General features: G+C 48.1%; 23 protein-coding genes. 14 read left to right on the plus strand and 9 right to left on the minus strand.

The genetic code is table 11. The annotated features are described in order from the left end of the window. Nucleotides 1–186: 186 nt before the first annotated feature. The 5 genes from IYN85_RS04305 (at nt 187) to IYN85_RS04325 (ending at nt 4483) form a co-directional block, all read left to right on the plus strand. Complete coding sequence (locus IYN85_RS04305; RefSeq protein ID WP_196157596.1) at nt 187–867, plus strand: YIP1 family protein; 681 nt, start codon at nt 187–189, stop codon at nt 865–867. 9 nt (nt 868–876) lie between these two features. Further along, entirely contained in the window at nt 877–2049 is a 1173-nt protein-coding gene (locus IYN85_RS04310; protein ID WP_196157597.1) for an efflux RND transporter periplasmic adaptor subunit, read from the plus strand. After that, nucleotides 2027–2740 (plus strand): ABC transporter ATP-binding protein, encoded by a 714-nt coding sequence (locus IYN85_RS04315; protein ID WP_230390466.1) that lies wholly within the window; start codon nt 2027–2029, stop codon nt 2738–2740. The genes IYN85_RS04310 and IYN85_RS04315 overlap by 23 nt, the downstream gene beginning before the upstream one ends. A gap of 8 nt (nt 2741–2748) precedes the next feature. Next, entirely contained in the window at nt 2749–3960 is a 1212-nt protein-coding gene (locus IYN85_RS04320) for an ABC transporter permease (RefSeq protein WP_196157598.1), read from the plus strand. 274 nt (nt 3961–4234) lie between these two features. Further along, entirely contained in the window at nt 4235–4483 is a 249-nt protein-coding gene (locus IYN85_RS04325; RefSeq protein ID WP_196157599.1) for a DUF2798 domain-containing protein, read from the plus strand. A gap of 29 nt (nt 4484–4512) precedes the next feature. On the opposite strand, the gene IYN85_RS04330 is transcribed toward IYN85_RS04325, so the two are convergent. Continuing rightward, on the minus strand, nt 4513–4866 hold the full coding sequence (locus IYN85_RS04330; RefSeq protein ID WP_196157600.1) for a hypothetical protein: 354 nt from the start codon (nt 4864–4866) through the stop codon (nt 4513–4515). Nucleotides 4867–5414: 548 nt separating this feature from the next. On the opposite strand from IYN85_RS04330, the gene IYN85_RS04335 reads away from it, so the two are divergent. Then, nucleotides 5415–5828, plus strand: a complete 414-nt coding sequence (locus IYN85_RS04335; RefSeq protein WP_196157601.1) for a VOC family protein — start codon at nt 5415–5417, stop codon at nt 5826–5828. 218 nt (nt 5829–6046) lie between these two features. Here the strand turns inward: IYN85_RS04335 and rimO are convergent, their stop codons facing one another. Together rimO and IYN85_RS04345 are read right to left on the minus strand one after the other, a co-directional pair. After that, nucleotides 6047–7420, minus strand: coding sequence for a 30S ribosomal protein S12 methylthiotransferase RimO (gene rimO, locus IYN85_RS04340; protein ID WP_196157602.1), 1374 nt, complete (start codon nt 7418–7420; stop codon nt 6047–6049). Nucleotides 7421–7499: 79 nt separating this feature from the next. Further along, nucleotides 7500–8531, minus strand: coding sequence for an AraC family transcriptional regulator (locus tag IYN85_RS04345; protein ID WP_196157603.1), 1032 nt, complete (start codon nt 8529–8531; stop codon nt 7500–7502). Nucleotides 8532–8628: 97 nt separating this feature from the next. On the opposite strand from IYN85_RS04345, the gene IYN85_RS04350 reads away from it, so the two are divergent. Then, a complete protein-coding gene (locus IYN85_RS04350) occupies nt 8629–10659 on the plus strand; it encodes an NADPH-dependent 2,4-dienoyl-CoA reductase (RefSeq protein WP_196157604.1) in 2031 nt (676 codons plus the stop codon). Here the strand turns inward: IYN85_RS04350 and IYN85_RS04355 are convergent. Continuing rightward, entirely contained in the window at nt 10656–11849 is a 1194-nt protein-coding gene (locus tag IYN85_RS04355; RefSeq protein WP_196157605.1) for a hypothetical protein, read from the minus strand. The genes IYN85_RS04350 and IYN85_RS04355 overlap by 4 nt on opposite strands. A gap of 452 nt (nt 11850–12301) precedes the next feature. On the opposite strand from IYN85_RS04355, the gene IYN85_RS04360 reads away from it, so the two are divergent. After that, the gene (locus IYN85_RS04360) at nt 12302–12892 is read left to right on the plus strand and encodes a hypothetical protein (protein WP_196157606.1); all 591 of its coding nucleotides are present in this window, start codon (nt 12302–12304) and stop codon (nt 12890–12892) included. Between the two features lie 65 nt (nt 12893–12957). Here the strand turns inward: IYN85_RS04360 and glgC are convergent, their stop codons facing one another. Both glgC and IYN85_RS04370 read right to left on the minus strand, forming a co-directional pair. Continuing rightward, on the minus strand, nt 12958–14226 hold the full coding sequence (glgC, locus tag IYN85_RS04365; protein WP_196157607.1) for a glucose-1-phosphate adenylyltransferase: 1269 nt from the start codon (nt 14224–14226) through the stop codon (nt 12958–12960). 263 nt (nt 14227–14489) lie between these two features. Beyond that, nucleotides 14490–15377, minus strand: a complete 888-nt coding sequence (locus IYN85_RS04370) for a DMT family transporter (RefSeq protein WP_196157608.1) — start codon at nt 15375–15377, stop codon at nt 14490–14492. A gap of 395 nt (nt 15378–15772) precedes the next feature. Between IYN85_RS04370 and IYN85_RS04375 the strand changes: the two genes are divergently transcribed. The 4 genes from IYN85_RS04375 (at nt 15773) to IYN85_RS04390 (ending at nt 20550) form a co-directional block, all read left to right on the plus strand. Then, nucleotides 15773–16864, plus strand: coding sequence for an ABC transporter ATP-binding protein (locus IYN85_RS04375; protein ID WP_196157609.1), 1092 nt, complete (start codon nt 15773–15775; stop codon nt 16862–16864). 100 nt (nt 16865–16964) lie between these two features. Continuing rightward, nucleotides 16965–18065 carry an extracellular solute-binding protein gene (locus IYN85_RS04380; protein ID WP_196157610.1) on the plus strand — a complete coding sequence of 367 codons (1101 nt, stop codon included), beginning with the start codon at nt 16965–16967 and terminating at the stop codon, nt 18063–18065. A gap of 68 nt (nt 18066–18133) precedes the next feature. Further along, the gene (locus tag IYN85_RS04385) at nt 18134–19690 is read left to right on the plus strand and encodes an ABC transporter permease (protein ID WP_196157611.1); all 1557 of its coding nucleotides are present in this window, start codon (nt 18134–18136) and stop codon (nt 19688–19690) included. A gap of 5 nt (nt 19691–19695) precedes the next feature. Continuing rightward, nucleotides 19696–20550, plus strand: coding sequence for an ABC transporter permease (locus IYN85_RS04390; RefSeq protein ID WP_196157612.1), 855 nt, complete (start codon nt 19696–19698; stop codon nt 20548–20550). Between the two features lie 43 nt (nt 20551–20593). On the opposite strand, the gene IYN85_RS04395 is transcribed toward IYN85_RS04390, so the two are convergent. The 3 genes from IYN85_RS04395 to IYN85_RS04405 form a co-directional block, all read right to left on the minus strand. Then, the gene (locus IYN85_RS04395) at nt 20594–22471 is read right to left on the minus strand and encodes a M20/M25/M40 family metallo-hydrolase (RefSeq protein WP_230390468.1); all 1878 of its coding nucleotides are present in this window, start codon (nt 22469–22471) and stop codon (nt 20594–20596) included. Between the two features lie 707 nt (nt 22472–23178). Further along, on the minus strand, nt 23179–23430 hold the full coding sequence (locus tag IYN85_RS26330) for a tyrosine-type recombinase/integrase (RefSeq protein ID WP_370592178.1): 252 nt from the start codon (nt 23428–23430) through the stop codon (nt 23179–23181). A gap of 138 nt (nt 23431–23568) precedes the next feature. Continuing rightward, nucleotides 23569–24153: a phage integrase N-terminal SAM-like domain-containing protein gene (locus tag IYN85_RS04405; RefSeq protein ID WP_196157615.1), complete on the minus strand. Its 585-nt coding sequence runs from the start codon at nt 24151–24153 to the stop codon at nt 23569–23571. Between the two features lie 245 nt (nt 24154–24398). Here IYN85_RS04405 and IYN85_RS04410 point away from each other — a divergent pair, with 245 nt between their 5' ends. Together IYN85_RS04410 and IYN85_RS04415 are read left to right on the plus strand one after the other, a co-directional pair. Next, nucleotides 24399–24824, plus strand: coding sequence for a hypothetical protein (locus IYN85_RS04410; protein ID WP_196157616.1), 426 nt, complete (start codon nt 24399–24401; stop codon nt 24822–24824). Nucleotides 24825–25441: 617 nt separating this feature from the next. Further along, entirely contained in the window at nt 25442–25747 is a 306-nt protein-coding gene (locus IYN85_RS04415; protein ID WP_196157617.1) for a hypothetical protein, read from the plus strand. The last annotated feature ends 96 nt before the right edge of the window (nt 25748–25843 follow it).

Below are 25843 nucleotides of genomic sequence, written 5' to 3' on the forward strand. Positions count from 1 at the left end.
CCACGCCCAGCCGCATAGTTCGGTCTGGTTGCCGTTGCTTATGTTTGGAGCCTTATTGCTGATAGGCTCCATTTGATTGACTTGATGCACGTCAAGTCACTGGTTTTTGTGACCTTTATCACTGTAGAAGGATGTCGGACTGGTCAATACTGGTCTGAAAATTAAACTAAAAAAATGGAGACAGGTATGTCGAATCCCACCATGAACTCATTTCTAGATATTTTTGCTGCCCCCAATAACGTGTTTGATCGAATTCGCGAAAAAACTCTGTCGGCTTGGTTGCCGTTGGTGATTATCCTTGTGGCGACGATTGCTGTCTTTGGCTGGTATTTTATGACCGTTGATATGTTTCAATTTATGGAAACATCCATGAAAATGTCCGGTCAGGCCCCAACCAATGAAGAGCTTGATACTGTCATGCAGGGAGAGGGCGTTATTCGTATCATCTCCGTTGCGTCGGCCGGTATTGGCTCCTTGGTTGTCTACTTGATTCTGGCGTTATTTTTCTTTCTTGCCGCGACGTTGATTGCTGAAGAGAAATTTTCCTTTGGTCAATTTCTTTCTATAGTTTCCTGGGGAAGCTTACCCGGGTTAATCACCGTATTAAGCGCCGCTATTACTTACGCATTGGCTAGCGATTTTATTTATGTTACCTCACTGGATATGACTTCTTTGGCCAGTTTGTTGGGCATGCAGATGGATGCACCGAATTATGATGTGGCCTCGGGGATGTCGTTGGGCAGTATCTGGAGTTATGTGCTGTATGGCATGGGGTTTATCCGCTTAACCCGCTGTAGCATTACGACGGGGGTCATTGTTGCCATTATCCCTCCCGCTCTGCAATACGGTTTGATCTATTTACTGTAAGGGGGTGCTATGAAAAAACTACTGTTGGTGCTGGTAATCGTGGCTGCGGTTGTTGCGCTGAGTGTTGTTAACCGGCAACAAGGTGAAACTGCCGTTGAAACCGTGCAGGTCTTTGATGTCATTGAGCAACCCATTGAGTCTACTGTGTTGGCAACCGGTAAGTTGACCTATGGCGATGAACGTCGAGTTCGTTCCGAAGTGAATGCGCGAGTCTTGCTGGTGGATGTCGAAGAAGGGGAGCGTGTTTCCAAAGGTCAGGTGTTGGTCACGCTAAATCGTGAAGATTTTGAAACGGAAGTCAATAACCAGAAGACCAACGTGAATTTGCGTCGCATTGATATCGAGCGTGCGAAATTGCAAATTGAAAGTCTCGCTATACAGAAAGACCGGCAATTGAAATTGTTTGAGCAAAAGGCTGCTCAGGCCACAACGCTGGAAGATCTGCAGAATCAGATTGATCTGGCCAATGTGAACCTGAAAATGCAACAGCAGTTGCTGGAGCAAAGTGAATACAATTTGCAGCAGGCGCAAAATCGCTTGGCAAAAACCGTCATTAAGTCTCCAGTCGATGGATTGGTCAGTGCGCTGGATATCAAAGAAGGCGAAATGGCGATCGCCGGTGGTGCCGATGTACCCTTGTTGACATTGGTGGATCCGAGCCAGATTTATTCTGAGGTTGACGTGGATGAGGCTGATATCGGCAATGTCGAGATCGGGCAACCGGTAAGAGTGTTCGCTGTTGCCTATTTGGATACGCCTTTACAAGGAAAGGTCACCAACATCGCGACCAGTGCCCGTCAGGTTCCTGGCAAAAACTCTCTGGTATTTCCCGTGGAAGTGGAAATAGCCGCACAGAACGAGGTAGTGCTGCGGCCGGGAATGAGTACCCGTGCCGAAATACTGAACCGAACTGAAAGTAGTTATCCATTGGTACCTATCGAGGCCATTCAGGATGGTGGTGTCGGCGCCGAAGACACGTATCAGGTGTTTGTTGTGGCCGATGGCGTCGCCAAACTGGTGGAAGTGACCCTTGGGCCGCAGGATGATCGCTTTCAAGCCGTGCTGACCGGTTTAAGCGAGGGTGATCAGGTTATTACGGGTCCTTATCGGATTCTTCGTACTCTCCAGGACGGGGATAGTGTAGCGGTGGAAGCGAGCGATGACGACTCCAGTTCTGATTAGTCTGAAGGGGATCAGCCGAACCTATCGCATGGGTGGTGAAACATTGCATGCATTGGACGGCGTTGATCTTGATATTTTGACAAACGATTATGTGGCCATCATTGGTTCCAGTGGGTCCGGTAAATCGACGATGATGAACATCATGGGCTGTCTGGATACGCCCAGCGCCGGTCAGTATACCTTAGACGGTGAAGCAGTCAGTGAGATGACTGGCAAGCAGTTAGCTTCTGTCAGAAACCGGAAAATCGGCTTCATTTTTCAGAGCTTCAATTTATTGCCACGGGTCGACGCTTTACACAATGTGATGCAGCCATTGGTGTACCAACAGGTGAGTTACCGAAAACGGAAAAAACGCGCTGAAGAAATGTTGGAACGGGTTGGTTTGGCCGGCCGAATGGGACACCAACCCAACGAATTGTCGGGTGGCCAGCGGCAACGGGTGGCTATTGCCAGAGCTCTGGTCACTGCGCCTTCCATTTTATTGGCTGATGAACCAACCGGAAACCTGGACAGCGCAACGACCGTCGATATTCTGAATTTGTTTGATGAGTTACATCGTGAAGGGCAGACCATCATCATGGTTACCCATGAGCCGGATATCGCTGATCGATGTCATCGGCAAGTACGGTTGAAAGACGGTCAGGTGATTGAAGATGTTCGCTCAGGTCAGCCGACCAACAGCAGCTTATAGGTATCGCTATGTTTATTTTTCTGGAAGCCTTTCGCTCCGCAATGCGCGCCATATCCGCCAGCAAAATGCGCAGTTTTTTAACTTCGCTGGGCATTATCATTGGCGTCGCCAGTATTATTGCCGTTGTGTCGTTGGTTCAGGGTCTTGAGGACTCCATTACCAGTCAGTTTGAAGGCTATGGTTCCAATTCGCTGTTCATTCAACAGCGACGTGACAATTACGGTCGACTGATCGGGGATTTAACCGACGACGATCTGATTAAATTGAGGGGCATCGATGGTATCGCAGCCATCTCGCCGCAAACCTTTGTATTTGAATACAATGGCGTTCATTACGAAGGGACTCAGCACTCGGCGGACGTTGTCGGAGTCATGCCGGATTTCTCTGAAATGGATAACTCTTATCCTGAAATTGGCCGTTTTATTAATACAGCCGACGCCAACAGTCGCAAAAAAGTGGCGGTCATCGGCCCAAAAGTTCGTGACGAATTGGGCATGCCGGAAAACCCCATAGGCGAATTTATTCAATACGGTCCACATTGGTTGAAAGTGATCGGCGTGCTTGAGAGCAAAGGCCAGATGATGGGGCAAGATCTGGATAATTACGTTTATATTCCCTATCCAACTGCTGTAGGCATTATGGGCTATCAGGCTCAGCCATTTGTCATTTTTGTGGCCCGGGTAGCTGATGTTGACCGCATTGACGCCATTACCGAACGGGTACGTTCAACATTGCGACGAAATCACGGCTTGCGCGCGGACGACGAAAACGACTTCAACATTCAAAGTTCCGATCAGGTCTTGCAATCGATCGGTCAGATTACGCAGATCATAACCTGGGTCTTTGGTGGCATTGTGGGGATCAGTCTGTTGGTCGGCGGTATCGGAATCATGAATATTATGCTGGTCTCCGTCACTGAACGTACAAGGGAAGTGGGCATTTGTAAGGCATTGGGTGCGACGAGAGCGGACATATTGCTGCAATTTCTACTGGAGGCAGTCATTATCAGTCTGATTGGTGGTGTTGTCGGGTTAGCGCTCGGTTACGGACTTGGCGCAGGCGTTGCCAACTTGATACCTAATTTTCCACCTTCGGAAGTACCCTTTTGGGCCATTATGTTGGCACTTGGTTTTTCGTCCGGCGTGGGCATCGTCTTTGGGATTCTGCCAGCGGCAAAAGCGGCGCGGCTCGACCCGATTGATGCATTACGTTACGAGTAAGGCGACTTCAGTGTCCTGAGTCAGAGGTTCGCTTGAATGTCGCGCCCGAAGGGAGCTCATGGAAAACACGATTACGGCGTTGCTCTTCTTGAAAAGATCTCGATATTCTCTACAAAGAGCGCCTTGTACTATCGCTTACCATGAGCTCTGAAACGCTACGAACTTCCGACTCATGGCACTAGTGTGAGTCGCTTTTCAATACACCCAAAATCAAGCTTGCGAATCCCGGTAAATTCATTATATTAGTTAAATCTAATTTAAAGGGTGCTGGGTTATGCTCAAACCAAAACATGTGCGCTTAATTCAATCAATATTGATGTCTGTTCTGATGGTGACCATCATGACCGCGGTGATTACCGCTGCGAATACGGGGATCGATAGCCAGTTTTTAAGCCGATGGCTTCACGCTTGGATGGTGGCATGGCCCATTGCGTTTGCCGTTATTTTAATCTTTGGTGTGAAAGTACAGAAACTATCGATGACCCTTTGCGGTGCAGTGCCGCCAAAACCGACAGATCGATAGGCGGGTTACCGTTCAGATAACCCTGTTGTTTAGCTGGCTAAACGCTTAATGAGATACTCCGAAATACTGCATTTTTCGGCTTCGGCCTTTTTGATGAGTATTTGTGCGACCCGCTCATCCAGTTGAATCGGAATTTGTCGCGGAGCAACCTTTGGATCTGTTTTGGCTTTTTGTTGGGCTTTGTCTTTTTTGAACTCTGTCAAAGCCCGTTTGATTTCTTCTTTTCTACTTTTTGGTAAAAAATAATCCGTCCAATCGACAAAATCGCGATGATCTTTTATTCGTTTCATGGCGCGAACAGCATCGTCTCGAACGTCACCCCAGTTATGAATACGGGTGTTCATATAGGCCAGTATCCATTGTTCATCGACGGTTAATTGCATGGTCATACCCTTACGTGTTGAATGGCTCTAGTGTCTTGAGTTAGAAGTTCGCATGTATTCAGCGCGCCATTCATGTTCTATAGCTAGGTGTGTCTCGCAGTCAATGGTTGTTCCATTGGCAAGAGACAGAAAGATGCTAGAGAGCTTGAATGTCGTGCCCGAAGGGTGCTCATGGGAAACACTATAACGGCGTTGCTCTTTTTGAAAAGATCTCGATATTCTCTACAAAGAGCGCCTTGTACCTGCGCTTCCCATTAGCTCTGCATCTATTCGAACTTCCGACTCAGGTCACTAGTATCTGCCTGTTTAAGCGGCAAGCAATAGGGCTTAACAGCTGTTTGATCGAAAGTGAGATCTGCTTCCGCGGTTCTTTGTAAAAATGTGATCAAGTCTCTGTTTCCAGTGTGCGTTAGGTTTACTTCATCAAGCCTCTTTCCTTGATAGTTTTTCACTACAGATCGAATAGAATTAATAAATAAGTCATTATGTTTATTTAATCGGGGTTTGGCGTATGCTTTGTATGCATTTCGAAGAAAAGGAGGATGCAGATGAATATTGAACATACCAACATGACGGTTCGGAACATTGACGCAACAACCCGATTTTTGCGCGCGGTTTACCCAGATATAAAGATCAGAGGCAAGGGACCTCGTCAAAACGGGGGCATTTGGCAGCATGTAGGGACGCAAACCCAATACATCGCCCTGCAGCAGGACCAAGAACCTTCCGTGTCAACCCGACGGGATTATTACGATCTGGGTATAAATCACGTCGGCTTTGTTGTTGAAGACCTGGCTGTCATTACTGAGCGCCTGCTGGCCTTGGGATACCGCAAAAATGACATGGGTGTTGAAAATGAGGGTCGACATTCGGAGTACTTTGTCGATGAGTCAGGAATCGAGTGGGAGCTGGTGGAGTATAAATCCGACGACCCATCCGTTCGAAATAATTACACACAATAGGAGGATCGGTAATGACATTACACTTGCGCAGAGATATCGGGTTATCAGGCTACTCAGATAGACAGACCGCGCGTTGTCCACACCGGCGTCAGTCGATTTACGATTGGTTACTGAAGCATTTGCGCGTAATTCATGAGGCTATGGTTTGGCGACGGACACCGACAATGTCTTGTTGATAGCATTGGACAGGGGGCAAGCCCCTGTCCGCCAGGTTACAGTTATCCGGGGTTGACCGGGTGTGCCCACAAATCGTATTCGTCAGCGTCTTCTACTTCTACGGTTAGAATATCACCGGGTTTCAGGTGTGTCTGATTGTCGAGAAAGACCTGGCCGTCGATGTCTGGAGCGTCGGCTTTCGAACGCGCCACAGCGCCTTCTTCGACCACTTCATCGACAATCACTTCAATCTGAGTGCCTACTTTTGCCTGTAACCGGGCCGCGCTGATTCGTTGCTGGACTTCCATGAATCGATCATAGCGCTCTTGCTTCACCGCTTCGTCTACATGGTTTGGTAGTTCAGCGGATTTTGCACCGTCAACATTGGAGTATTTGAATGCGCCCACTCGATCCAATTGAGCTTCTTCCATGAAATCCAGAAGCATCTGGAAATCATCTTCCGTTTCCCCTGGAAAGCCCACGATAAAGGTCGATCTCAGCGTAATATCCGGACAGATTTCACGCCATTTATGAATGCGGTGCAGTACTTTCTCGGCATGGGCTGGACGTTTCATCGCTTTCAAAACCGAAGGGCTGGCGTGTTGGAACGGAATATCCAGATAAGGCAATATTTTGTTTTCTGCCATCAGCGGAATAATCTCGTCCACATGCGGGTAGGGGTAGACGTAATGCATTCGTACCCAGGCGTCCATTTGGCCTAACTCTTCACACATTTCTTTCATGCGGGTTTTAATGGTCCGACCTTTCCACATGTCTTCACGATATTTGGTATCGACACCGTACGCACTGGTGTCCTGTGAAATAATCAGCAATTCTTTGGTGCCATTCTTCACCAGGTTCTCAGCTTCAGTCAGTACTTGGCTGATAGGGCGACTGACCAGATCACCACGAAATGAAGGAATAATGCAGAAAGTGCAGCGGTGATTGCAGCCTTCGGATATTTTTAAGTACGCATAATGTTTTGGCGTCAGCTTAATACCGGTATTGGGCACCAACGAGGTATACGGGTCGTGTCGGGGTGGTACAACGTCGTGAACCTGTTTGACGACAGCCTCATAGGCATGCGGCCCGGTCACCGACAAAACGTTGGGGTGCACTTCTCGGATGTCGTTTTCTTTGGCACCCAGACAACCGGTGACCAAAACTTTGCCATTTTCAGCCAATGCTTCACCAATGGTGTCGAGAGATTCCTGCACCGCAGAGTCAATGAAGCCGCAGGTATTGACGATAACGACATCGGCGTTCTCATAACTGGGGACGATGTTGTAACCCTCTGACCGCAGCTGCGTAATGATACGTTCGGAGTCGACGGTGTTTTTCGGGCAACCGAGGCTGATGAAGCCTACGTTTCCAGGGGCATCGAGCGTATGGCCGTCCGATACGTCAAAGATGTTGATGATGTTATCCTGGCTCATAGGGACCTCGGTTATTTTCAGGGTGCGCTATTGTAGCGATTCAAACCCTAAGCTCAACTTTTATACGCAGCTCTTCAGTTTAGTCACTGGTTCCGTGGGCGTGCTCGCGAAATTGACCCGGTGTCACACCGTACCAGCGTTTAAAAGCCCGTTGGAACGCATTTGGGTTGCTAAAACCCAGTAAATAAGCGACTTCGCCCAGCGTGTATTGGCGGTCTTTCAAATAAATACTGGCCAGAGCCTGTCGTGTCTGGTCGAGTAGGGCAGTGAATCCGGTGTTTTCCTGCTTGAGCTTGCGGCGCAGAGTCCATACCGGTAGGTCCAGGCGATTCGCCACTTCCTCAAGACTCAGGTTATCACTTTGCAGCAATGGTGTTATTTCGTGCATCACGCGCTCTTGCAAGCTCAGCTGTTGGCGTGCGGTTGCCAGTTGCGCGTCACACACCTCTCGGACTTCCAGATAAGCAACCGGGTTGTGCAGAATCGGTCTGCCCAGCAAATCCTGTGTTTTATAAACAAGTGCGTTTCGCGGCTGATTGAATTTAACAGGACATTGAAAAAACGACTCATAGTGATTGGCATAGGCCGGAGGCGGAAACTCGATTTGCACCGCCATCGGCCGCAGTGGTTGTGCACTGAGTTGCTGCACCAATTTGTGTTCAATCGCCAGCGCCATGTCGACAATAAAGTAGTTGAAATCGTTGTAAGGGCTAATTGAGTAAAACTCAGCCACACTGACGTTTTTTTCTTGGTAAAAGGAGGATTGGCCGCGCACATTCTTACTGCTGAGTGACTCGTATGTCACGATATCAGACAGGCCCTGCAACACGGAATTGGCACTGGCAGCACTGAAGCCCGTCATGCCCATCAGTGAAAGACGAGCCTGTTCCGCCATCTGCAGCCCAAGAGTTGGGCATTGCCCCAAATGAATCAAGGTGTGGCCCAACCGCATGAATTTGGGAATACTGATTCGGGCATTCGGTTGGCGAAGCAGTTGGTTGGTCAATCCGAACTGATGTTCAGTCTCAGAAGTGTCCAAACCCTGGTTTTCGGCTGTATCGAGCATCAGGTTGACGTAACGGACGGAGATATCGCCAAGTGTGATTGTCATTTTCGGGTAGTTAATTGTTATTTAAAGGTATTGTTGCATTGTAGCCATACGTCTACTGTTAGCAACAAATAACATAAACAACGAATTGGAAACCTTTATGTCTTCGCAACCGTATCCTCACCTGTTATCGCCACTAGACCTTGGTTTTACCCAATTGCGCAACCGCGTATTGATGGGGTCAATGCACACCGGCTTGGAAGAGCGCCCTCAGGGGTTCGAACGTCAGGCGGCCTATTTTAAAGCACGCGCCGAAGGTGGCGTTGGTTTGATCGTCACCGGGGGTATTGGTCCTAACACGGAAGGTGTTGGTGTGCAGGGTGGTGCCATTCTGGTCAACGAGGAGCAGGTTGCGCAGCACAAGATCGTTACGGATGCCGTACATGAAGTAGACGGTGCAAAGATCTGTATGCAGATATTGCACACGGGGCGTTATGCCTATAACCCAACGTTAGTTGCCCCGTCGGCCATTCAGGCACCAATTAACCCATTCAAACCCAAAGAACTCGACGCTGAAGGCATCGAAAAGCAAATAAACGACTTCGTCACCTGTGCCAGCCTGGCTCAGAAAGCGGGTTATGACGGTGTTGAGATCATGGGGTCAGAAGGTTACTTCCTGAATCAATTCATTTGTAAGCGTACGAATCATCGCACGGATGAATGGGGCGGCAGTTATGAAAACCGGATTCGCTTGCCAATTGAAGTTGTACGTCGTGTCCGCGAAGCCGTCGGTGATCAGTTCATCATAATTTATCGACTGTCGATGCTTGACCTGGTTGAAGAGGGCAGCACCTGGCAGGAAGTCGTGCAATTGGGTAAAGCGATCGAACAGGCGGGTGCGACATTGATCAATACCGGTATTGGTTGGCATGAAGCCCGGGTGCCGACTATTGCGACCTGCGTGCCGCGCGCGACCTTCGTGAAGATAACACAGCGAATGAAACAGGAATTGTCGGTACCGCTGATTACCACGAACCGGATTAATTCACCGGAAGTGGGCGAAGATATCATTGCTTCAGGCACTGCCGATATGGTGTCCATGGCCCGTCCGATGTTGGCAGATGCAGATTTTGTCAAAAAAGCGATGGCCGACAAGGCCGACGAAATCAACACCTGTATTGCCTGTAATCAGGCTTGTCTGGATCACGTATTTTCCGGTGGTGAAGTATCCTGTTTGGTGAACCCTTACGCCTGTAACGAAACCCGATTAATTAAAACGGCGACGGCTGAGCCGAAGCGAGTGGCTGTTGTCGGCGCCGGTCCGGCGGGCTTGGCTTTCGCCACAACCGCAGCGGAAAGAGGCCATCAGGTTGTCTTGTTTGATGCGGCGGATAAGATTGGCGGTCAGTTCAACATTGCCAAACAGATCCCCGGCAAAGAAGAGTTTTATGAAACGCTGCGGTATTTCGAATCACAATTGAAGAAGTTCAACATCGAAGTTTGTTTAAACCAGCGGGTGAGCGCTGATCAGTTGCGCGAACAAGGTTTTGAACATGTCATATTGGCAACCGGTATTGTCCCTCGTGATCTGGACATTCCCGGTGTTGATCACCCGAAAGTATTGAACTATCTGGATGTGCTACGCGATAAAAAATCCGTTGGTAAAAAAGTCGCAATCATTGGCGCCGGAGGCATTGGTTTCGACACCGCCGAATATCTGGTTCACGACAAACCCGATCAAGCTCAAAGCGCGGAAGAATTTCTCGCGGAATGGGGTGTGGATATCAGCGTTTCTTCACCGGGTGGTTTGGCAAAGCCTGCACCTGTCGCTGCACTGCGCGACGTGGTGTTGCTACAGCGTAAAACGTCAAAGGTTGGTGCCGGATTGGGTAAAACCACCGGTTGGATTCACCGTACTGCCTTGAAACATAAAGGCGTCCGTATGGTCAGTGGTGTCAGCTACGACCAGATTTCCGATGCTGGTTTGCACATCACCGTTGGAGGTGAAGCTCAGGTGCTGGACGTGGACAACGTTATTGTCTGCGCGGGACAGGAGCCACAACGGGAACTGTTTGATGCTTTGCAAGCTGCCAATATTAACGTGCAGTTAATTGGTGGTGCAGATGTCGCTGCTGAGTTGGACGCCAAACGCGCCATTAAGCAAGGTACGGAACTGGCTCTGGCGTTTTAATCGATCCCGTCCAAAGTTACCTCTTGATACAACTCTCGGAACTGCGCAGCAGCGTGGTCTGCCGAGAGTTGACATATCCACAACCCAATTCTTTCAAACCCTCCGATAGCCTGGATAACCGGAAAAAATTCAACATACAAGCGGTTGTCGGGACCGGTATGAATAGCCATGTTATACGATACCTCTTTGCCCAACTCCGGCATCAGTAAATGCAGCGTTTTAATCACCTTCTGCATCGCCACGGCAACGTCATGTACTTCTTTATTTGTGAGTTGATGGAGGTGTTGGGCGTTGGTATCAGGCAACACAATGATGTTAAACGGCCTGCGCATAAAGTAAGGCACGATAATTTTGACATTACCTTCCTGAGCGATCGTGAGGTGTTCCGGATTTTCCCGCCAAAGATATTCGTTAAAAGTGATTTTGTGGCGCTCAAAGAAACGACAATTGTTAAAAGTGCGTTGCGGCATGATGTTGGAAAATGCAATTTGTTGATGCCCGTGTGTGAGGCTGGCTCCGGCTGCAGGACCGTAATTTTTAATGATCGAGACATAACCGTGTATGCCATTTTTTTCACAACTTAATGGCATATAGCCGCCGGAATGTCGTAATACTTTTTCTTCAAGAATGGCGAGGCGTTGCAAGGTGATCATCGAATCCGCCAACGGGATGTTGTGCCAATCCCGATCGTGTAGTGACGATGTCCATTGCAGTAAATGGAATCCAAAAGCAATCCTTCCCTGGTGGCCGGGGTCTGGCATCAGTGCGCTTTTTGTCGTGGTCTCCGGTGCCAGGTTTTTTGGATAAAGGACTGGGTACATATTTTGACTGATGAACGTAAACCCATGACTTTGCGCTGCAAAATCCACCACATTGGTTAGTTGATTGGCACAGATAGGGCAAGTGGCCGGTGTGGGTTTCGTGGTTGTATCGGCATGTTCGTCGCGCCGTAGTGAACGGTGTTCTGCATAAATAATCATGGAACCGTCTCTTGGGTCCAACTGGCAAAGGTCTGTTGACGTTCTGCCTTTGACGTGGTGGTCGGCGACCAGAAAATCGAGGAGGCTTTTGAAACTGTGCTGGCTTAGATCGGGTCGAGTCGCTAAGTCGCCAGCGCGTAATTCCATGTCCATATCAGACTCATATAGCACCATATTCAGATAACCAAAGCGTAGTTCAGTTTCGGTCATTCAGCCTTATGTTTATCGGTGTTCGAGTCAGTTGCCGTTTGTTGGGTCACGTTGCAACACAAATACAATGTGGACACTGTTTTGTAACGAGTTGTAACTATGCTTAGGTTTGCTGAGGGACGTGAGATGTCTCAAATGTTATTGAAACAAGCCGCAGGGGAGTAGCCATAGCGTTTTGTGTGCTGACTTTTTTAGAGCCATGTCTAAATTTTTACAATCAGGTTCGAATGCTAAAACCTGAGCCTGCTAAGCTTGGCAGTTAGTTGATGTACGTCAACTGGGATTTTTGTCTCCAGACATTGAGTCGTCTAACCTGATTACCTTCAGGGTTGTTTATCTGCAGTTACTGGAACGCATGGTCTGATGGTATTGCGTAGGCAACTTGTCGTTCAGACCAGCCAATAAAACGTCTAAAAACCGATACATTGCACAATGTTACAACCGAGGATGCTATGAAGGATTTGCTGATAACCCGCTCACATCTGACTGCCAACGGTCGGTATGTTGGCGACATTGATTTGTCGTCCTTTAACGGGAACTTAAAGCTCAGTGATGGGTTAGGGGATGTGTATTTCGCATCCATAAACGTGACAGGGTCTGTTGTCGTTGGGCGGCATTGTACCTTGCGAGTGAAAGAAAACCTGTGTGCCGGAAACTTTATTCACGCCGAAGAAAATATCGTCGTTGAAGGCGACATCAGCGCTGGACTGTTTATTAAAACCGGTGTGCGTTTGAGGGCTGGTGGCGATATACGCGCAGTGCTTGATATTCAGGGGGACTGGGGGATTTATGCCGGAGGCTTACTCAAAGCGGGTTCGGACATCATGTCTCGCGGATTAATTGAAACCGGCGGCGCCATCGAAGCGGGTGCCACTTTAGCGTCGGGCAGCGATGTGATGGCTGGCGACTACATCACCACCGGGTTGTGCATTCGGGTATTCCGTAATGTAAACGCTGGCGGTATCGTCAGGGCGGGAAAAGAGTTGTGTGTCGGTGGACGACTTGATTCTGAACTGAACAGGCAAGCCTCTTTGGTCGGGTGAGGCCGCGCATTGTCATTCCTGATGAGCAAATACAGCCTTCGACTTCGAAGGCCGTATTTTTAGTATCAGGCATATCCTTCTGGTTGACCCAGCATGCCACGGGTCACCAAAACAATCCCCTTTTCTGACACTCTGAATCCATTGGCTTTGTCCTGTTCTAAATCGTAGCCGATAGTCGTGTTGTCCGGCACGTGACAGCCTCGGTCAATAATGGCATTTTTGATTTTACAGTGTCGACCAACGGTGACCTTTGGCAGAATGACAGTGCTGTCAATATGGGTGTAGGAATGTAAGAAGACTTCCGAAAACAGCAGCGAGCGATTGATGTGTGCGCCGGAAATAATACAGCCGCCAGACACCATGGAATCAACCGCCATGCCGCGTCTGTCATCTTCATTGAAGACAAATTTTGCCGGTGGTAATTGTGCCTGATATGTCCATACCGGCCATTCTGGGTCGTATATGTCCAGGGCTGGCGTCGTCGACACCAATTCCATGTTCGCTTCCCAAAATGAATCCAGCGTACCCACATCTCGCCAATAAGCCCGTTCACCGGTATTCAGGTCGCGGAATGGGTAAGCGTGCACATGATGATCGTCCACAATTTTTGGAATGATATCGTTGCCGAAATCATGCGAAGTACCTTCGGTCTGCGCATTTTTCTGCAATTGTTCAAACAGAAATTCTGTGTTGAAAATATAGTTACCCATGGAGGCCAGGGTTAAATCTTCCTGCCCTGGAATGGGTGAGGGATGTTCGGGTTTTTCTTCAAAACCGATAATACGATTGTTTTCATCTACCTTCATAACCCCGAATGCACCAGCGGCTTCTTCAATAGGGACTTCGAGACAAGAAACCGTCATTTGCGCGCCGCTTTCTACATGGGCAACGAGCATTGCACCGTAATCCATTTTGTAAATGTGATCGCCGGAAAGGATCAAAACATACTTGGGTTGTTCGGCGCGGATAATGTCGAGATTTTGATAGATGGCATCGGCCGTGCCTAAATACCAATCTTCGGAATAACGCTGTGAGGCCGGTAGGATTTCAACGTATTCGCCCAATTCTTTTTTGAAGTGACTCCAGCCTGAAACCAGATGCCGTACCAGCGAGTGAGCTTTGTACTGAGTAAGAACGCCGACTCGGCGAATCCCGGAATTGATGCAGTTGGACAGCGGGAAATCAATAATCCTGTATTTACCACCGAAATAGAGCGCAGGCTTGGCTCGCCAATCGGTGAGTTCTTTCAGTCGTGAGCCACGACCGCCTGCCAAAACCAAGGCAAGGGTGTCTTTTGTTAAACGACTGACGTAGCGGGGGTTCTGATCTTTCATGGTGTCGTCCTTTTTTTACAGATAGACTTTTTTATTGTCGACAACGGTACGGTGGTTTGCGAAACGTTGTGCTAGTTGATTGGTATGGTCGACTAAACATTCGTTACCAGGTTCTGTCACAGACGATCAGTCAGGAGCAGGTATCTGTAACAAATACACCGAAAGCCGCCGATTGTATACCGTCCCCTGAGCTTAGTTTATTTTGCTCTGGCGTACCTTGTGTTTTGTTTAAATTAACGTGATTTAACACAATCTTTTTCAGATCAACGCGGTTTGCTGATGACGATTTGACCAATACCGCTGATAAGTATCAGCGCCACACCACCTAATTGCATCCAGGACAGGGCTTCCGAAAACAGAATCCATCCGAAAAGAATGACCGACACCGGTTCGAGATAGGTGATGGTTCCATAGACCGGCGTGGGCAGTTTTTCCAGTGCAGCGATCGCTGCGTAAATGGCAATGAACCCGGGGAGAAAACCAATCAGCAGTACCCAACCCAGTTGTTCGATCGGCACGCTGGCGTTGCCGGGCGTCAGATACAAAAATGGTGAGACGCAAAGCGCACCCACCAGCAGCTGCCAAAAGGTCCGGCTAGAGGAAGGGGTCCCACCGGAAATATAGCGGTTTTGTATGATGAACGCGGCATAGAACAGCATTGCGAGGGCAGCGTATAACAGCCCGCTGTTTAATTCCCGTTGGAGATTGGCGGAGCGGAAGTCCTGCATTAAAACGAATCCGCATAACGCCAGTATCATCGCGACCATTTGCAGCCGGGACACGGTTTCGCCAAAAAATACACGGTTGAACAAAGTGGCAGCGATTGGCGCGAGATAGACAATGAGAATGGCGTTCGCCATCAGGGTTCGGTTCATCGCTTCGATATAACAAATGATAAATCCCGCCAAATACGCACCGGTCAATGCAATGCCTTTGCGGTCAGCTGCGATACTTCGAAATGATCCACCTCGATAGGCGATCCATAGTGCCATAAATCCAGCGCCTAAGAACAAACGGTAAAAGGTCACCACGACGGCGGGCAGTTCGGTTATGCGCGAGAAGACACCAATGGTCGCCATCGATACGGCAGCCACGATGGCAAATAAGATCGCCAATTGTTGAGATGGATTGTTTGCGGGCGCGGAAGACAACTCATGATTTCCTAATGTGAGGCAGCAGCTCCTCAGTCTAAAGATGTCCTGGTTCAGTCTCAATGGCTGTTCACGTCAGAGAGGGGGGCACCGTTGCTCAGGTTTGCCCAGCGTACTGACATTTTCTGAGCACCGTTCTGGAACTTCATAAAACATAGAGCTCTAATTAGATTTTTTCTGGAATGTCTTAATTTCTTATCAAAACTGTTATTTTAAGCCGAATTTATCGCTTCGGAAATGGCAATTTAGGCACTTTTGGGTGGATGTTTGGTCGACATTCCCAGAAAACCCAACATAAGTATTCTTTAGACTTGAAAGTATTTTTTAAGGGCGGTAGGGTAAAAAGGCATATGACGTTTAAAAACTGAATTCAACTGAACGCAGGGAGAGAGTGAGTGACAAACGTAAATGACGATCGGTTTGTAGTATTTGACCGAGTACAAAAAAGTTACGACGGTCGCAACCTTGTTGTGAAAGATTTGAATTTGGAAATCGCGAAAGGCGAATTTCTGACCATGCTTGGACCTTCCGGCTCCGGCAAAACGACCTGTCTGATGATGTTAGCCGGTTTCGAAACCGCGACACATGGCGACATCCTGCTCGATGGTCAACCCATCAATAACATACCGCCATACAAACGTGGGATCGGTATGGTTTTTCAGAATTACGCGTTATTCCCACATATGACCGTTGCTGAAAATCTGGCATTTCCGCTGGAAGTTCGGCGAATGGGTAAGTCTGATCGGGAATCGAAAGTTGCCCGGGCGCTGGATATGGTGCAAATGGACGAATTTGCCAATCGTCGTCCCGCTCAGTTATCGGGTGGTCAGCAACAGCGCATCGCTCTGGCGCGTGCACTGGTTTTTGAGCCTGAGCTGGTGTTGATGGATGAACCGCTGGGTGCGCTCGACAAACAATTGCGTGAACACATGCAATACGAAATCAAACATTTGCACGATCGGTTGGGGGTGACGGTGGTGTATGTCACCCATGATCAATCGGAAGCGTTGACCATGTCAGACCGCGTTGCCGTGTTTGACGATGGTCGGATTCAGCAGTTGGCGTCGCCGGAAGAGCTGTACGAACGACCGGAAAATTCCTTCGTTGCACAGTTTATCGGTGAGAACAATCGGCTCATGGGCACTGTTGATCGTCTCGATGGCGGCAGCAGCCTGGTGACGTTGGACAGCGGCGAACAAAGCAGTGCGTTGGCCGTGAATTGTGGTGAAGCGGGCGCTCGCACCTTGTTGTCCATCCGACCTGAACGGGTCCGTATCGGCGACCAGGCCAGCGAGAACGTCACCAAAGCTAAGGTGTTGGAGTTGATATACCTGGGTGACCATATCCGTTGCCGCATGCAGGTGCACGGCGATGATCAGTTCATTGCCAAAATCCCAAACTCTCCAGAAAGCCAGCGGGTGCATATCGGGCAAGAACTCAATATTGGATGGGCTGCCAAAGATTGCCGTGCGCTCGACGTCGGCTGAGCCGCTTATTCACTCATTTTCAATAAGAAGTCCGCTTTTATTAACCCCAATTGGAGCGGTTATTCATTAATAACGATGGGGCAACAGAAGAGAGGAAACTATGAAACTGTCAAAATCTCTGCTTGTCGGCGGTGTTGTAAGTTTATTTGCAGCAACCGCTGTTTTAGCACAGGACTTAACAATTGTATCTTGGGGGGGCGCTTATTCCGCCTCGCAACAAAAGGCGTATCACGACCCGTACATGGCTAAAAACCCGGATGTGAATATCATCAACGATGAGAGTTCAGCCGAAGCCGTCGCAAAACTGCGCGCCATGAATGAAGCCGGCAATGTCACCTGGGATTTGGTCGACGTTGTGGCGTCGGATGCTTTGCGTCTGTGTGATGAAGGTTTGGCCATGGAGGTCGATCACGACAAAGTCTTGGCAAAAGCACCCGACGGTACCGATGCATCGGATGACTTTGGGGATTTGATCGTCTCCGAATGTTTCATTCCACAAATTGTTTATTCGACGACTGTCGGTTATCGAACCGATGCGGTTGGTGATAATCCACCAACGGATATCTGTGCGCTGTTTGATACCAAAACCTTCCCAGGTAAGCGTGCGTTGGAAAAACGTCCGATCAACAACATGGAGTGGGCGTTATTGTGTGATGGCGTCGCCAAAGATGACGTTTACGACGTGCTGGAAACACCAGCCGGTCAAGAACGTGCGTTGGCCAAGCTGGATACCATTAAGGATGACGTAATCTGGTGGTCTGCTGGTGCCGATACTCCACAGTTACTGGCGGATGGCGAAGTTGTTATGGGCTCAACTTACAACGGCCGATTGTTCTCTCTGATCGAAGAGCAAGATCAACCGGTAGCAATGTTGTGGGATGCGCAGGTGTTTGACCTCGACGGTTGGATTATCCCAGCAGGTCTGCCTGAAGATCGTAAGAAAGCCGTGATGGATTATCTGTACTTCGCCACAGACACTCAGCGTCTTGCGGATCAGGCAAAATACATTTCATACGGTCCGGCACGAGCCAGTTCCGCACCGCTGGTTGGCAAGCATGCCGAATTGGGTATCGAAATGGCGCCACATATGCCTACCGATCCAAAAAATGCGCAAAACACATTCTTATACAACTATGAGTTCTGGGCAGATTACCGTGATGATATCGACGCGAAATTTCAGGCGTGGTTAGTCCGTAACTGAGCGTAGCGATGGTGTGGCGCGCCAAAGGCGCGCCGTTTCTTTTTATAAATAAGTGAAGTGACGCAGATATGAACGAATCTGATGCAAACGCGATTCCACTCGCGGCCGATGGTCGGCCACTGGAACAAAGCCTGCAGCGTGCGTTGCGACGCCAAAAACTCCGAGCCCTGATGCTTATTGCACCGCTATTAGCGTTTGTGATGTTGACCTTTATTGCGCCGATTGCAGACATGCTGTATCGCTCGGTAGATAACCGAATTGTCTCGGAAACCCTGCCCAGAACCGTTGCCGCGCTGAGCAGCTGGGATGAAGCCCAGGCTGAATTGCCGGATCGAGACGTATTTGATGCGCTGTATTTCGATTTGTTCTTTGCGGCAGAATATAAAATTCATACGCGTCTTGGTTCGAGGCTGAATTATCAGCAGACGGGCGTGTCCTCTTTGTTTCGTAAAACGGGTCGGCGTGTTGATCGCTTCGATACCGATGAAATCACTGAGCAATTTATTGCGTTAAATCCGCAATGGGAAAACCCAGAATTCTGGGTGAGTCTGAGTCGGGATAAGCAATTTGCTCAGCAACTGCCGACGACTGCATCCGTATGGCAAGACTGGCTGAAATTGTTGGCACATGACGAAAAATCGGTTGCGGAAGAACAGCCGGAAGACTTACTTTACTATGCGCTATATCTCGATTTGAGTCAGATTGAAGCAGGGCAACAATCCCCTGGCTTTGATTGGTGGGCAGGCACGACAGCGGCCGTGAAAAACTTTACGCCGGTGGACATGGTGGCGCAGTTCGAGAAAACAGATGAAGACTGGTTGTCGATGGATGTTTGGGGTGTTCTGAAACGCTTTTCGCCGACGGTGACCGAAGGTTATTTTCTCAATGCGTTAGATATGCAAAAGACCGCAGAGGGGATTCAATCCCAACCGGAAAGCTTGCAGATTTATAAAATTTTGTTTGTCCGAACCATGGTGATGTCCTTGGTCATTATGGGTTCCTGTATTTTACTGGCGTACCCGGTAGCGTACCTGTTATCCAATCTCCCCATGCGCAAAGCAAATTTGATTTTAATACTGGTATTGTTGCCTTTCTGGACGTCGTTGCTGGTGCGAACTTCGGCCTGGAAGGTTCTGTTGCAGCAGCAGGGTGTAATCAACGATCTGTTGGTTTGGATTGGCCTGGTCGATGACGCCAATCGTCTGGTGATGATGAACAATCAATTTGGCACCATTATCGCGATGACGCACATTTTATTGCCGTTCATGATTTTGCCAATGTATTCCGTTATGCGCACCATTCCGCCAAGTTATGTGCGTGCGGCAAAATCGTTAGGCGCTACCAATTGGACTGCGTTCTGGCGAGTGTATTTTCCGCAGTCTGTTCCAGGTATCGGGGCTGGTTCAATTCTCGTGTTTATTATGTCCATCGGGTATTACATCACTCCGGCCATTGTTGGTGGGACGCAAGGGATCTTTATTTCCAATCGTATTGCATACCATATTTCCAGCTCACTCAATTGGGGCTTGGCATCGGCTTTAGGCGCGATCCTGCTCATTTTGGTGTTGGTTCTGTACTGGCTTTACGACAAATACGTCGGCATCGACAACTTAAAACTGGGGTAATCGATATGATCCATTTACCATCCTATGCATCGACCGGTGAACGCATTTGGTTCTACAGTTTTAAGGTGATCTGCGGGTTGATTTTCTTTTTTCTGATTGCGCCTATTGTGATCATCATTCCGTTGTCATTCAACGCGCAGGATTTCTTTACCTTTACCAAAGAGATGCTGGCATTTGACCCGGCCGGTTACTCGCTGAAACACTACCGGGATTTCTTTACCAACAGTGACTGGACCAGTGCGATATATAATTCCGTCCGGATTGCACCGATGGCGACCATCCTGTCCGTGGGGCTTGGAACACTGGCGGCCATCGGTTTAAGTCAACCACACGTGCCGTTTAAACGGCTGATCACCGCGATACTAATTTCACCCATGATTGTACCGTTGGTGATCTCTGCCGCTGGTATGTACTTCTTTTTCAGTCGTATCGGGTTACAAGGCACCTATTGGGGTGTGGTGTTGGCGCACGCTGTTTTAGGCATCCCATTTGTCATCATTACGGTCACGGCCACGCTAGTAGGTTTCGATAAATCCCTGACCCGTGCAGCGGCCAACCTTGGCGCCAATCCGATCGTCACTTTCTGGCGTGTGCAAATGCCGCTGATTTTGCCAGGCGTAATTTCAGGTGGTCTGTTTGCGTTTATCACCTCGTTTGATGAAGTGGTGGTGGTTCTGTTTGTCGGTTCTTCCGCGCAAAAAACGTTACCTTGGCAGATGTTTACCGGATTGCGAGAACAAATAAGCCCAACCATTCTGGCTGTCGCTACGGTCTTGGTGGCGTTATCTATTTTGCTGTTGACTGTCGTTGAATTGCTGCGGCGACGTACTGAAAGGATACGTGGTGTCAGTCCGGGATAAGTGGCGTGGAAGAAGCTCTGCATCAGCAGAGCTTCTTTGGTTATTAAGGTTGGTATTGCACGCTCAGATCATATATTGAAGCGCTCGAACTGTAGCCGCGCACCATGACATACATAGAGGAATCGGTGCCTCCCGCCGTGATGTCACAGGTTTCTGCACTGCCATTTTTATACGGTCGGCAATCGTAGCTGCTGGTTGTAGGTGCAGAGCCAAACTTAACATACAGATCAGCATCATTCGTTCCCGTCATGGCTGCGACAACCTTACTGCTGGGTTGAATGGCAAACGGACCGTATTGGATCTCTTGATTCCGGGTAACAGAGTCACTGAAATTTTCGGTGACCGGTACATCGGGATCTCCACCATCGTCGGGTTTCGCTGGTGTGTAAGTCGCACTGACCGAGACCGTCGAAACGGCGCTGCTGTAACCTCTGACCATGATATAGACATCACTGTCATTGCCGTTTACGCTCACCGAGCAGGTTTCGTTGCTGCCGTTCTTATAAGGTCGACAGTCGTAGCTTGAAGTTGTTGGTGGCGCACCCACGCGAACATAGAGGTCCGCATCGTTGGTGCCTGTCATGCTGATGCTAACCATTGTGTTTGCTTTAACAGACAACGGACCAAACGATTGCTCCTGATTACGGGATACCGAGCCGTTGAAAATGTCAGTCACTTCGTCGGATGGATCTGGATCGGGTGGGGGCGTGTCACTCATGTTGCCTTTCGCTAACTCCGCCACATACGCTGCAGCTAGTTTGCCAAACTTCAGGGCATGAAAAGCGTTGTTGCCGCTCTTATCGAGAGTGTCATTTACCGAATGTATGTAAGGGTTGGCACCATTAAAGGTGGCTTCGAACGGAAACGAAGCGGGATAGCCCTGGTTCGTCCAGCTGGCGTGATCCGAACAGGCGTAACCACAAGTCGACCGAGCGACGGTAAGTTCAGCTTGATAGGTGGTGACCAGCTGTTCAACAAAGTTGTTCTGAGCGGCATTGGTGTAGTCGTCGATCAGATAAATATCGTTACTGGAACCTTGATAGTTGGTCATGTCCAGTTGCAGAACTCCAACAACATTTTTGCCCGTCGCTTTGTAGTTTTCCGCGATCGCTTTTGAACCGCGCAGTCCCACTTCCTCGGCGGCGTAGCCAATGAGGGTTAGTGTTCTGTTTGGTTTGAAGTCGGTCGTGGTAATGGCATTGATGAGTTCGGTCAAGGTACCAATACCGGAAGCATCGTCGTCGGCACCTGGCGCACGGGTATTTTCGCCCATCCCGCCGCTGATAATGGAGTCGAGGTGTGCACCGATCACCACGACTTCATCGGGCAGTGTGCGACCCTGTATGGTCATGACCACCGACGGCTGTGCCCAGCTATGGTTGAAAAGGGTGACGCTGATATCGTTTCTTCCCGCTGCTTTTTGCTGCCAATTGCTTTTGAGCCAGTTGGCCGCGTCCACGCCATGGGATGTGGTGTAGTACCGATTGGTGAAGTTAGCTAATGAACTGATCGTGCTGCGAATGCCCGATTCTGTCATCGCACCTTGCAGGTCTGACACAACCACCGGGTTATCGATACTGTAACTGACCAGCGTAGCCGGCTCTGCTAACGTGAACGTATTCAACACGCTTGCTTGTGCCGCTTCAAGAGAATCGTGCGCGATGAAGCCGCCACATCGGTTGTGGTTTTCGTGCATCAGGTGTGAGATCGAAGATAAATCTGATTCTCTCACTTTGAGCACGGTGACACCGTTATTCTGAGCCACCAAAGGTTGTTCTATGGTTTTGCCCAGAAGCGTCGGATGGTACTTCTTAATACTTTCATAGCCATCCGTGCCGATCGTGATCCAGACATCATCAGCAAGCGCCATGGGTGTGATGCACGCAGCGGTTAACGCCAGTGCGGGTATGATTGATCTCATGCATTTCTCCATTATTTTTATATCGTTTTGGTAAAACGAGGGTTGGAGTGAAAAGCTCAGTAATGAGCTGGGATTATGATCCTGGAGAGTCAACAACAAACATCTGATTCATCAGGTGGTTAATGATCAACGCGGTTAAAACAGGTTTGCTGTCAACGCTGAACAAAGTGTACCGCCGAAAAGTTGGTCGAACGATTAGAAGGTACTCTGAACACACTAAATGAATTTATCTGCAGAACCAGAGTGGTGGATGCATCTACACCTGTTTCGTTCATTTTTTTAGACGCGCATCTCGATTTTTCGGCTCGTAATACATTATTGCCTGTTCGTTTAATGTGGGATATTCACGACTGCATCGCCACAATCATGTGCGTCGACCCAGTCCGCTTAGTAATGGTTTTTGATGGCTGAACTAGGGTGTTGGCATGGTGTAAAGTTGTTAACGGGTGTCGGTATCAAATAAAGTTTAATCAAAAAAACAAAGTTGCCTAAAAAACAATAGAGTTTGATATTTCCAAGCCTTATGGATTTGGAGACACGAATAAGTGAAAGTATGCCAAGACATAACAACAGGCAGCTTCAACCATATAAGCGGTCATTAGCTCTGTACATTGAAACAGACCGGTAAGATGCATTATCAGAAGTATGGCTTAAGTAGGAATAATTCCCGCTTAAGCCTAGAGCAGACATAAAAAGTGTCTTTATCGTTACAATAAATCCAGCGGGCTCTTCACACCGTTCATGTCAGTCATGATGATATGGGTGTAAATCATTGTTGTATTTAGATCCTTATGTCCCATCAATTGCTGGATGGTTCTGATATCTGTTCCTGACTTTAACAAATGAGTCGCAAATGAGTGTCTCAAGGTATGGCAGGTTACCCGTTTGGTTATTTGAGCTTGTTCTGCCGCTTTCTTCACGGCCTTTTGCAATGTAGACGTTGAGCAGTGCCACCTCATCTTCCGGCCACTTTTCTTCTCGATATTGATCACGCCAGAGCTAAACAAAAACTGCCACTGAATACATTGTGCTGCCTTGGGTGACTTCCGTTCGAAAGTTCATGGTAAATGGACATATCCAGCGCCTTGAAGAGTATCTTAAATGTGCAGTACTTTACGGTGAATCATTACAGATTGAAGTGGACCCAGCAGAGGCTCCGGAATGGGAACTACACGTGCTTTAGGCCCCTTTCCATTGCGGACAGTGATTGATTTCATCGCTAAATCGACATCTTTCATTCGTAAAGTGACACACTCATTAACCCGTAGGCCTGCCCCATATAAGAGGCTGGCCATGACTCGCAGTTTTCCGTGAATATTATTCAGAAGATCAGTGACTTCAACTCGAGAAAACACTGTAGGAATGTTTTTGAAGCGTCGGCTGGATCGTAAGAAATCGATGTCGCCCAGGTCTATTTTCAAAACATGCCGATAGAGATACACAAGGGCATTAAGAGCTTGAGCCTGGGTTGACGGTGAGACTTGTTTTCGAGTCGCCAGATGAGTAAGAAACTGAGTGAGATCATCTACCCCTAGGTATTTTGGATGCTGTTTGTTATGGAAGTAGATGTATTGCTTAGTCCAGTGAAGATAGGTCTGAATGGTATTGGGGCTGTAATGATTGCGAGCGAGAATATCTCTCATTTGAGGTAGTAATCGGGTCTTTCGGTCCACATTTTCCATAATCCGTGACCTCCATGGTCATTTAAGTGATCGTTTTATAGGCAAATCTCCGAGAAAGAAGTTTGGTAGCTCGTGATTTACGGACCGATGGGTCCGCTTTATCAAGAAGATATGATATGAACAGCGGTTGCTAAGCTGTTGATTTTAAGCAATATTAGGTCAAATTATTAAAAAACATAAATAGTGATATACGGACCCGTCTTTTGCAGTTGGGTCCGTATATCACACTGTTAGAGTTCAGCACCATGAAGAAATTGGCCTTAATTATGAGTTTACTTTCTATGTTCAGTTTCGCTAAAGCTGCGGAATATTCTGAGGGCCAAGTCTGGTCTTATAAAACAAGAATTGGTGAAGAGAAATCAACGGTTCAAATTAATAAAATTGAGGCAAATGAAAGGTTAGGAAAAATCTATCACATTAGTCTCAACAAAGTTAAAGTTAAGAACCCTCATATAGCTGGCGGCTTTTCAAGTGAGCTACCTCATTTTCCGGTCTCTGAAGAAACTTTAAAGAAAAGCCTTCTTAAACTCGTCGGTAGCGCTGCTCCAAATCCAGACTATATAGAAGGCTACAATACTTGGAAATCTGCTTTTGACGCAGGAGAGGCTGGTATATTTACTATATCCGTAGCTGAGATCGTTGGGTTTATTGAAGATACAATTAATAATTGAGAACAAACTCTAACAAAGCAATTAAAAATCGCCCACAAAAAGCGTGGGCTGGACTCGCTAACGCTCGCCTTTTATTTCGGCGTTAGGAATCATATTTACATGCGTATTTTGTTTTATGTACTAATTATTTTCGTTATGTCCTCGTGCGCAATGCCGTTTATTGAAGGTACTTGGCGTTACTATGAAGGCGAGAAATATGGTTTCGTAATTGGCGATTCGAAGGAGTCGACATTCAAAAAGATAAAGCTCAATTTTTCGAATAGGGATAGTCTGTTAATTATTCGAGACTATACAGAGACTGGTGAAACCAACAGATTAGAGTCCTTTGAGTTAAGTGAATGTAGAGGGCCCGCGACTCAACGAAGTTGCTATTATCGACTCAAAGTAGATGAGCTTTCTGTATTAGCATCACCTATTTCTGATTTTGACCGATGGGAAATTGAATTTCCTGCGGAGTGGGTAAACAGCATCCACCTCATTTTTGAAAATGGTATGTTAAAAGAAATTATACGGGATCGTTGGCTGTACGAGCGGCCTTGATTCCTAACAATCACAGGCAGTCGACGCGAAAAACCCCGCGCAACTGCTGCAGGCGTTAAATGCCGCAAGGAATCTGAGTGCTTTCTAAGAATTTTCTAAGTGAGAACTATGATAGTCAAGAGTACTCATCAGAGTATGAAGCTGGCTACTATCACGACCAGTCTTACTTGCAGTTAGTTTTACCTTTGTCAGAAATCTACGTTGACTCGGAACATAAACACCTTGTTATAGGAAGTGCTGGGGCTGATGGTATTGAGTTTTGCTTGCGGCAAAAAAGTACTGGAGTGTGGGCATACTATCCAAATGAAGGTGTATTTGAGAAAGTGGCTGAAAATATAAATGAACTTGTTAAGGGATGGGCTAGTGGCTCCATCAAAGTCTAGGCATTTAACAAAGAGTTGTAAGAACAAGCCCGCCTTTTTAACCTGCTATCGCAGGCGGGCTTTGGACTCGCTGAAGCTCGCCCTTAAACAAAAACG

Source organism: Reinekea sp. G2M2-21 (genome assembly GCF_015687175.1).
Taxonomy (GTDB): Bacteria; Pseudomonadota; Gammaproteobacteria; order Pseudomonadales; family Natronospirillaceae; genus Reinekea.

Coding starts and splice junctions, on each gene's coding strand:
- IYN85_RS04335 (WP_196157601.1), top strand. CDS start 5,415: ATGAATATTGAACATACCAACATGACGGTTCGGAACATTGACGCAACA.
- IYN85_RS04385 (WP_196157611.1), top strand. CDS start 18,134: ATGAACGAATCTGATGCAAACGCGATTCCACTCGCGGCCGATGGTCGG.
- IYN85_RS04315 (WP_230390466.1), top strand. CDS start 2,027: ATGACGACTCCAGTTCTGATTAGTCTGAAGGGGATCAGCCGAACCTAT.
- rimO (WP_196157602.1), bottom strand. CDS start 7,420: ATGAGCCAGGATAACATCATCAACATCTTTGACGTATCGGACGGCCAT.
- IYN85_RS04380 (WP_196157610.1), top strand. CDS start 16,965: ATGAAACTGTCAAAATCTCTGCTTGTCGGCGGTGTTGTAAGTTTATTT.
- IYN85_RS04330 (WP_196157600.1), bottom strand. CDS start 4,866: ATGCAATTAACCGTCGATGAACAATGGATACTGGCCTATATGAACACC.
- IYN85_RS04355 (WP_196157605.1), bottom strand. CDS start 11,849: ATGACCGAAACTGAACTACGCTTTGGTTATCTGAATATGGTGCTATAT.
- IYN85_RS04325 (WP_196157599.1), top strand. CDS start 4,235: ATGCTCAAACCAAAACATGTGCGCTTAATTCAATCAATATTGATGTCT.
- IYN85_RS04360 (WP_196157606.1), top strand. CDS start 12,302: ATGAAGGATTTGCTGATAACCCGCTCACATCTGACTGCCAACGGTCGG.
- IYN85_RS04395 (WP_230390468.1), bottom strand. CDS start 22,471: ATGAGATCAATCATACCCGCACTGGCGTTAACCGCTGCGTGCATCACA.
- IYN85_RS04320 (WP_196157598.1), top strand. CDS start 2,749: ATGTTTATTTTTCTGGAAGCCTTTCGCTCCGCAATGCGCGCCATATCC.
- IYN85_RS04410 (WP_196157616.1), top strand. CDS start 24,399: ATGAAGAAATTGGCCTTAATTATGAGTTTACTTTCTATGTTCAGTTTC.
- IYN85_RS04390 (WP_196157612.1), top strand. CDS start 19,696: ATGATCCATTTACCATCCTATGCATCGACCGGTGAACGCATTTGGTTC.
- IYN85_RS26330 (WP_370592178.1), bottom strand. CDS start 23,430: ATGAGGTGGCACTGCTCAACGTCTACATTGCAAAAGGCCGTGAAGAAA.
- glgC (WP_196157607.1), bottom strand. CDS start 14,226: ATGAAAGATCAGAACCCCCGCTACGTCAGTCGTTTAACAAAAGACACC.
- IYN85_RS04350 (WP_196157604.1), top strand. CDS start 8,629: ATGTCTTCGCAACCGTATCCTCACCTGTTATCGCCACTAGACCTTGGT.
- IYN85_RS04345 (WP_196157603.1), bottom strand. CDS start 8,531: ATGACAATCACACTTGGCGATATCTCCGTCCGTTACGTCAACCTGATG.
- IYN85_RS04305 (WP_196157596.1), top strand. CDS start 187: ATGTCGAATCCCACCATGAACTCATTTCTAGATATTTTTGCTGCCCCC.
- IYN85_RS04310 (WP_196157597.1), top strand. CDS start 877: ATGAAAAAACTACTGTTGGTGCTGGTAATCGTGGCTGCGGTTGTTGCG.
- IYN85_RS04405 (WP_196157615.1), bottom strand. CDS start 24,153: ATGGAAAATGTGGACCGAAAGACCCGATTACTACCTCAAATGAGAGAT.